General features: G+C 70.8%; 1 protein-coding gene. It reads left to right on the top strand.

The annotated features are described in order from the left end of the window. The first annotated feature begins 125 nt into the window (after window positions 1–125). Window positions 126–1,208 (top strand): IS110 family transposase, encoded by a 1,083-nt coding sequence (locus ACIBL3_RS47280; RefSeq protein WP_396360625.1) that lies wholly within the window; start codon window positions 126–128, stop codon window positions 1,206–1,208. Window positions 1,209–1,319 lie beyond the last annotated feature (111 nt).

Genomic DNA, 1,319 nt, shown 5'->3' with positions numbered 1-1,319 from the left:
TAGACCGTATGTAGTGACTGCTCTGCGGGTGGAGTGGGTTGCTGGCCGGGACCTCGCTCGCGCAATCGTGGGTTACCGAGCGCGTTTCCGTGCTTGGCCTTTCCGACAGGTGTGAGGAGGCCCCGGTGTTTTCTGAGCGTACGAGTGTTGGGCTGGATGTGCACGCACGGTCGGTTGCTGCGGCGGCGATCGATGGGCAGACCGGCGAGGTGTTCAAGGCGCGGTTGATGCCGTCGCCTGCGGAGGTACTGGGGTGGGTCGGCGGGCTGCCGGGGCCGTGCGCGGTGGTGTATGAGTCCGGGCCGACGGGGTTCGGGCTGGCCCGTGCGCTGATCGGCGCGGGGGTGCGGTGTGAGGTGGCGGCGTCGTCGAAGCTGCAGCGGCCGTCCGGTGATCGGGTGAAGACCGACCCGCGGGACGCGTTGCGCCTGGCGCGGTTGTTGCGGCTGGACGAGATCGTGCCGGTGCGGGTACCGGGTCCGGCCGAGGAGGCCGCGCGGGATCTGGTCCGGGCGCGGGAGGCATCGAGGCAGGACCTGATGCGGGCGCGGCATCGGGTGTCGAAGCTGCTGCTGCGGCACGGGATCGTCTATTCCGGCGGCAGGGCGTGGACCGAGCTGCACGACCGGTGGCTGCGCCAGCAGCGGTTCGACTCGTTCCCGGCCCAGGCGGCGTTCGACGATGCCTACGAGACGGTGGTGCTGGCCACGGCCCGGCGTGCCCGCCTGGATGACAAGATCATCGCGCTGGCCGGCGACAGCGAGTTCACCCCGGTGATGCGCCGGCTGGCGTGCCTGCGCGGCATCTCGACGCTGACCGGGTTCGCGCTCGCGGTCGAGATCGGTGACTGGCAGCGGTTCACCGGGGCGAGCATCGGCGCCTATGTCGGGTTGGTGCCCTCTGAGCACTCCTCGGGGCAGAGCCGGGTGCAGGGCGCGATCACCAAGACCGGCAACACCCACGTGCGAAGGTTGCTGGTCGAGGCGGCCTGGCATCACCGCACCACCTACCGGCCCGGCGTGGTGCTGCAGCGCCGCTGGGACCAGGCGCCCGCCGCGGCCCGGGCCCGCGGTCACGCCGGCAACCAGCGGCTGCACGCCCGCTGGGTCAACCTGAACCTGCGCAGGAAACGGCCGGTGATCGCCAACGTCGCCGTCGCCCGCGAACTGGCCGGCTGGTGCTGGTCGCTGGCGGTGCTGCCCGACTGAACCGACACCTTGAACCAAGCTCCCGCTGGGGGTCGCACATCCCGAGGAACCGCAGCGCGAGGAGCAACGCGCCCCGGGGCTATGAAGCAGCCAATCCGCCCTTCTCACAAA

This window comes from Kribbella sp. NPDC050124 (genome assembly GCF_044460355.1).
In the GTDB taxonomy this organism is placed as follows: Bacteria; Actinomycetota; Actinomycetes; order Propionibacteriales; family Kribbellaceae; genus Kribbella.
This window is presented reverse-complemented; position numbering and strand designations above follow the sequence as displayed.